3 protein-coding genes are annotated in these 7,898 nt (G+C 54.8%); all 3 read left to right on the plus strand.

The genetic code is table 11. The annotated features are described in order from the left end of the window. On the plus strand, nucleotides 1-425 hold a 425-nt coding region (locus ACWA6V_RS08535; protein ID WP_449522082.1), incomplete at its 5' end, for a CheR family methyltransferase. Nucleotides 426-466: 41 nt separating this feature from the next. Then, nucleotides 467-7,375: an Hpt domain-containing protein gene (locus tag ACWA6V_RS08540; protein WP_449522083.1), complete on the plus strand. Its 6,909-nt coding sequence runs from the start codon at nucleotides 467-469 to the stop codon at nucleotides 7,373-7,375. Between the two features lie 9 nt (nucleotides 7,376-7,384). Then, nucleotides 7,385-7,898: chemotaxis protein CheB (locus tag ACWA6V_RS08545; RefSeq protein ID WP_449522084.1), on the plus strand; the 514-nt coding region annotated here is incomplete at its 3' end.

A 7,898-nucleotide genomic window follows, 5' to 3' on the forward strand; every position in this document is an offset into this window, starting at 1 on the left:
CCTACTACGGTATTACCGCCATGGATATCAGCTCGTCGGCGCTGGCGGCCGGTCGCAAGGGTCGCTATAGCAAACGCCGGGTCGAACAGGTAAAACCAGACGAAGCCAAACGCTATCTGCAACTCTGTACCGATGGCAGCTATGAAGTGGTGAATAAACTACGCGACCGAGTGTGTTTTACCCACACCAACATTATCCACGCGCGCCAGCTACCGGTAGTGCAAGTGGACGTAATTTTCTGTCAAAACCTGTTGGTGTATTTCCGTCGCTGGCTGCGCCGCGATGTATTGAATGCCTTGGTCGAACGCCTGAAACCGGGCGGTTTATTAGTTGTCGGCCTCGGCGAAGTGGTGGACTGGGAACACCCCGAAATGCAGCGCACGGGCGATGATCACGTGCAGGCCTACGTTCGTGAAGAACGATAAAAAATTCGCACCGAGCGAGAATAACGAGAGGAAAGTTCTGCATGGCAGATAATCGCAATTTTGCCGCGTTGGATTGGTTGATCCATGAGATCAGTGAGACGCTGAAAGAAGCGCGCCAAGCCCTTGAAAGCTATGTTGAGAATCCTAAAGATGCCGCGCGCATCCGCTTTTGCCTGACCCATATCCATCAGGTGCACGGCAGCCTGCAAATGGTGGAGTTCTATGGCGCCGCCATGCTCGCCAGCGAAATGGAACAGCTGACCCAAGCGATGATCGCCAATAGCGTCGCCAACAGCAGTGAAGCGCAAGAAGTCCTGATGCGCGCCATACTGCAATTCCCGCTTTATCTCGATCAAGTCAAAGCCACCCGCAAAGACAATCCCTTAGTGGTGTTGCCACTGCTCAATGACTTGCGCGCTGTGCGCGGCGAGAGCTTGCTCACCGATACCAAACTCTTTGTACCCAACCTGACACCGGCCAAAAAAGTATCTGGCGCACGCTTGCCCGTCACTAACGACAATGTGCAGTTCCAGGCGATGGTGCTCAAACTGCGCCAGATGTACCAGTACGCCGCCTCGGGAATTATCCGTGGGGTCAATCCGGACGAGAATCTCGCCTACTTGCAAAAAGCCTTTTCGCGCCTGCAAAAACTCACCCACGGCACTGCGCGCTTTGCGCTCTGGGATATCTCGCTGGCACTGGTTGAAGCGATTGAAATCGATGCGATTGAAATCAGCGTCGCGGTCAAAAACCTGCTGCGCCAACTGGATAAAGAGATCAAAGTGCTCGCCGTCCACGGCACCAAAGCACTCAACAGTTTCACCAACGATGAGCTGATCAAAAACCTGCTCTATTACGTTGCGCGCGCGGGTAAACATGCCCCTGGCTTTCCGCCCAACTCGCAGTTGCAACGCGTCTATGAAAACTACCATCTTGAAGAGGCGCTGCTCGAAGGCAAAGAGAGCGGCGAAGAAGCACAAAATATGCTCTCGGTACCCGATGCCGAAGCCATGCGCTCGGTGGTAGGTGCGCTCAAAGAAGAACTTAACCTGATCAAAAATAGCCTGGATATCTGCCTCGCCGGCGGCGACACCCAGTCGGCACTGGGTGATGCCTTGCCCATCGTCAAACGGGTCGCCGATACTCTGGCAGTACTTGGCTTGGGCGACCTGCGCAAGCGCGTACTGGAACAGGGCGCCGCGCTGGATTTGGTAGTCGAATCCAGCAGCCAACTCAGCGACGAACAATTGCTTGCAGTCGCCAGTCAGCTGATTGCCGTTGAAAACTCCCTCGATAGTCTGGCCGAAATGGGCGGTCAAGACTCCGGCGTTGAAGATTCGGATATCACCCTCACGCGCGCCAAAGAGTCGGTGCTACGGGAATCGCGCAACGGCCTTGAACACGCCAAAGACGCAATCATTGAATACATCGCTTCCCAGTGGAACCGCCAACATCTGCAAAGTGTGCCTACAACCCTGCGTGAAATCCGCGGCGGTTTGGAAATAATGCCACTTCCGCGCCCGGCGCGGATTCTCGGCGCCTGCGCCCGTTTTATCGAAGAACAACTGCTGCAACAGGATTCCACCCCGCAATGGACCACATTGGATACGCTGGCCGATGCCATCACCAGTGTTGAGTACTATCTGGAGCGCCTGAGTAGCGGCGGCCGCAAAGAAGAAAACGACCTGCTACTGAGCGTGGCCGAGGAAAGTGTTGCCAGCCTTGGTTACGCTGTAGCCAAAATCAGCAAGTCTGCCAGCGACGCTGCGCCTGTCCAGGCCGACAACTATGCCGATGCTAATCTGACCGAGCCGGAAATCACTGAAGAGAATGGTGCTGCCGAACAATTGGCCGCCGCTTATCAGGAAGTGATTGAACCAGAAACCCAGATTACCGACGAATTTGCCCATCTATCGGCACTCTACGCTGAGGTCCAAACACCAGCAGCCGAACCGGCATCAGTGCCAAACACTGACACTGTAATTAGCGAAACTGAGGCTGAACTTCCTGCGGCTGAGGTGGAAGAAATCACCATCGCAGAAGCTATTGCCGAGCTTGATGAAAGCGATGAAGAAGACACAGCAGAAGCAGTCAATGAACCGGAAAGCAATCTCGTCGCCACCAGCAATGCTCCGGTAATTCAGCGCGACGATGAAGACATCGACGACGAAATCATCGAGATTTTTATCGAAGAGGCCACCGAAGTTACCGAGACCATCGGCGAATACTTCCCGCAGTGGGCGCAGAATTTTGAAAACAAGGAAGCGCTGACCGAATTCCGCCGCGCGTTCCATACTTTGAAAGGCAGCGGCCGCATGGTCGGCGCCAATGAGATCGGCGAGCTGGCCTGGTCGATCGAAAACATGCTCAATCGCGTGATCGACCGCACCATAGTCGCTGGCGCTGTACACATCCATATCATTGAAAAAGTACGCCAATTGCTGCCGGACATGATTGCTGCCTTCCGCGACAATCAGCCCAATCCCCATGCGCAGCTGGCCGAAACCTATCGCCAACAGGCTGTCTCTCTCTCCCAAGGTATCACCCCGGACGAACTGCTCGCCGAACTGGGCGATAGCCCTGCTCCGGTATCCATGTCTGAAGCTGTTGATAGCAGTGACGCCTATACACTGCCGGGAGATGATGAGGAAAATGAACAAATCCTCGACCTTGACGCAGAGCCAGAAGAACAACAAATTCAAGAGCCAGACATTGAAGTACAACTGGAAGAACCGCAACTTGACGACTCAGAGGCTTATAACCAAGCCATCACGGAGCTGTCTGAAGAGCTGAACTTCACTATTGAAGATGATGAGCATAACGACAGCGCTGATGAAGAATTAACGCTGGAAATAGCTGACTTACCCGTTGTTGAGTTGGAAGTTGAAGACGAGGTTCTCGATCTCGATAGTGAAGAAGAACCAACGCCACCCTTGATGACCCTGGAAGACCAGGTTGAAATCGTCGATCAAGATGACGTCGCCCAACTGGCACAAGCCTACAGCGAACATCAAGCCGTTAGTTTCAATTACAGGGCTGCGACCAACGACGATATTGACATCGACGATCCTGACGCCCAGTTGTGGGAAATTTTTGGCGCCGAAGCGCTTACCCATCTGCAAGTGGTTGAGGAATATATCGCGCGCATGGAAGCCGAAGCGCCCATTTACGAGCCGCCCAGTGAAGGCATGCAGCGCGCATTGCATACGCTAAAAGGCAGCGCGCACATGGCCGAGGTTACACAAGTGGCGGAATTGGCGACGCCGCTGGAGCGATTTGTCAAAGAGCTGCGCTCATATCACGTGAATATCAACGACGATATCCTCCAACTGTTGCGCGATGCCGTCAGTTACACGCAGATTGCTCTGCATCAAATCGAAGCAGGTGAAGTGGTCGATATTCCCCGGTTGCAGCAATTTGTAGCGCGTGTAAATGAGCTGCGCGAGATCCACGTCGCCCCGCTCGTCAGCCTGCAAGAGCTGGATGAGAGCGGCAAGCGTCCGGTAGACCCGGAATTGCTCGCCATTTTTATGGCCGAGGAAATGAACCTGCTGCTGGACGCGGACAAGATTATCGCCCAGTGGGCCGCCGATCCATCCGATGCCATCCAATTGATCCCGGTAATGGACGAGTTGGGCAAACTCACCAAAGCCGCAGCCCACGCCTATCTGCCGGCCATGGCCGAGCTCAGCGAAAAAATCCACAGCGTCTATGAGACTGTGATCGCCGAGCAATTGGCCTGCTCACCTTCGGTTTGCACTACCCTCAATGCCGCCCACATCGCCCTGTTGGATATGGTGGATGCCATAGCAGCCGGACAAAACCTGCACAGGATTCCGGATGCCGTCAACGATGCGCTGGATGAGTTGCTCAGCACTGAAGCGGTCACTCTCAGCACCCTGATCAACGATGAAATTCCGTTGGTTGAGGAAGATATACCCCTGTTCGAGGAAGAAGTTGCGCCAGTTGAAGAGGCCGCCTCAGTTGAGGAAGAGATTCCGCTCGCCGAATTGGATGAAGTCATCGAATTCGACGAACCTGCGAGTAGCGAGCCAAGTGCCTATGAGTTTGTAGCCCATGCTGGCTATGACTCTGATGCTGACAACATCGAACTGGTCGATGAAGACGCAGACAATACCGCCTACACCCTGCTGCCGGAAATCAGTCTGGTTGAAGAAGATCCTGTCTATGATGAGGCTGTTGAACTACACGAATATCAGGAAGCGGAAGGCAGCGAGCTCTCCGACGAAATTTATGCAGAAGCAGAAGATCTGGTCGTTGAAGCACCTATAGAAGATGCAGCAGAACCCGTCGCTGACGTTCAATTTGTGGCACCCCAACCAGCGCTGGCCGAACCAGAACTGGCGGCAGCTGAAGATTTTGATCCGGAAATCGTCGAGATCTTTATCGAAGAAGCAGGTGAGCTGCTGGAAGAAATCGATACGTCGCTGAATGAGTGGCAGGACGACTGGAACAATAGTAGCTGCGTTGAAGAGCTGAAGCGTTCACTGCACACCTTTAAAGGCGGTGCACGACTCGCTGGCCTGACTGATTTGGGCGACTTGTCGCACGACTTTGAAACCATCCTGATTGAGATGGGCGATGATGTAGAGCTGGACCAATCCTTCTTCAACCGCCTGCATGGCTATCAGGACCGTATGCACGCTGGTGTTGCCAAGGCACAAGCGCGCATGAACGGTGCTATGGTTGATACCCAAATTGATGAACCTGAGCCGCCGGTATTAGATAGCTACGTTCCTGTATTAGACAATTATGCCCCGGCCGATAACTACGTCAGTGTTGACGAAGCGGTTGAGGACATCCAATACGCGGAAGATGTACCCATGTTGCAAGACGAACAACCGTCTTACAACAAACCCACTATTGTCGTCGATAACACCCGCGATCTTGCTGACAACAGCTATGAGCGCACCGGTTATGAGAACGACGGCAGCCCCAGCCAGAAGCCGAATGTACTGACCTTTGCACCTAAAGCTAAACCTGTAGCTCCGGTTCCCGGCGCTATTCCCGGCACTGAATACGGCGGCGGTCTGCGCTCCGGCAATACCGGCCCCGCGCAAGTACAGCATTTGGCGGCGCGCCGTACCGGCCCGCAAGAAGTGGTCAAAGTCTCCGCCGAATTGCTTGAAGAGCTGGTTAACCTCGCCGGTGAAACCTCCATCAGCCGTGGCCGTATGGAGCAGCAAGTCAGTGACTTGAGCGGATCAATCGAGGAGATGGACTCCACCATCCAACGTCTGCAAGAACAGCTGCGCCGCCTCGATATCGAAACCGAAGCACAAGTCTTGTTCCGCCAGGAGCAAATGGCCCAGCACGAAGAATTCGACCCGCTAGAGATGGACCGCTACTCGCAGTTACAGCAGCTGTCGCGCTCGCTAATCGAATCCGCATCTGACTTGATGGACTTGAAATACACCCTCGCGGATAAAACCCGCGATACCGAAACCCTGCTTCTGCAACAGTCGCGCATTAACACCGACTTGCAAGAAGGCCTGATGCGCTCGCGCATGGTGCCCTTCTCGCGCCTGGTGCCGCGCTTACGTCGTATCGTCCGCCAAGCGGCGACCGAGCTGGGCAAAGAAGTCGATTTCGAATTGGATAACGTCGAAGGCGAACTGGACCGTACCGTATTGGAACGTATGGTGGCGCCGCTCGAACACATGCTGCGTAACGCGGTTGACCACGGTATCGAAACGCCGGATGAACGTATCGCTGCGGGTAAAAACCCGAATGGTCGCATCCTGTTGACCCTTGGCCGTGAAGGTGGCGATGTAATCCTGCGCCTCATCGACGATGGTCGCGGTATCAACCTGAAACGTGTGCGCGAAAAAGCGATTGAACGTGGCCTGATGTCAGCTGATGCCCAGCTCGCCGACCAGGATATTATCCAGTTCATCCTGCACGCCGGTTTCAGTACCGCCGAAAAAGTCACCCAGATTTCCGGCCGCGGTGTGGGCATGGACGTGGTGCACTCCGAGATCAAACAGCTCGGCGGCGCCATGTTTATCGATTCCAACTGGGGCTCGGGCACTGAATTCACCATCCGCCTGCCGTTTACCGTATCGGTAAACCGCGCACTCATGGTGCAGATTGGCGATGACCTCTACGCCATTCCGCTCAACTCGATTGAAGGTATTGTGCGCGTCAGCCCGTTTGAGCTGGAGCACTATTATCAAGATGACACCGCCCGTTTTGATTACGCCGGTGAAAACTATCTGGTGCGTTACCTCGGCAACCTGCTCGACTCCAGCGCCCAACCGAAGCTCGATGGACAAACCCTGCCGCTGCCAGTGGTACTGGTGCGCAGTACCGAACACACAGTAGCGCTGCAAGTGGATCGCCTGCTCGGCTCGCGCGAGATCGTGGTGAAAACCCTCGGCGCCCAGTTCAGTGCGGTGCGCGGAGTATCCGGCGCTACGGTAATGGGCGATGGTAATGTGGTGGTGATTCTGGATCTGCACGCCATGATCCGCGAACAGCTGGCGCTCGGCCTGCAAAACGCCATCTTGCTCGAACCGCTCAAAATCGGCGCTGCGCCGGAAGAAGATTTGTCTGAGAAGACCGTTATGGTAGTGGATGACTCAGTAACCGTACGCAAGGTAACCGGCCGCTTCCTGGAGCGCGAAGGCTTCCGTGTGATCGCGGCGAAAGACGGTGTTGAAGCCCTGCAATTGCTGCAAGACCATATGCCTGACGTGATGCTGTTGGATATCGAAATGCCACGTATGGACGGCTTCGAAGTGGCCAAAAATATCCGCACCAGCTCGCGCCTGAAAGATCTGCCGATCATCATGATCACCTCGCGTACCGGCGAAAAACACCGCGAGCGCGCGTTTAGCCTCGGCGTGAACAAGTACATGGGCAAGCCCTATCAGGAAGATCTGCTGCTCGGCAACATCAATGAATTGCTCGGCAAAACCGTGAAGTAAGGCGGCACCATGCTGCAACTGGGAATACTGGTCGATAGTGCCCACAAGCAGCAGGCGCTGACCCAACTGATTGCACAGTCGGGTCATAAAGTCGGCTGCCACATGCTGCTGTCGGCGCGCGAGGCAGCCAATCAACAGTTACTGGATCAACCGCTGGATGCATGGGTAGTCGATGTCGCAGAAGATTACTGCGACGAGCAACATTTGTTGGAACAGTTATTCGCGCAAAGCCGGGTGCCGATTATCCTCAGCGATAGCAGCGAATTTGCTCCCGGCAGTGAAGACCATAGCGCCTGGCTGCGGCGCACCGGTTTACGTTTGCAGCGCTTGCGTGGCGATATCAACTTGCAACAGGCCAATCCCGCCAGTGAGCTTTGGGTATTGGCCGCCTCCACTGGTGGCCCAGCGGCGGTAAAGCGGTTTCTAGCGCAGTTGCCCGCCAATCTGGGTATCGCGTTTTTGTATGTACAACACATAGATGCCAATCAGGCAGCAACGCTCAACCGCATGATGAGCAACGCCG

This window comes from Cellvibrio sp. (assembly GCF_053579595.1).

Bases quoted from the DNA above. Each gene is read 5' to 3' on its own strand.
- ACWA6V_RS08540 (WP_449522083.1), top strand. From the start codon at position 467: ATGGCAGATAATCGCAATTTTGCCGCGTTGGATTGGTTGATCCATGAG.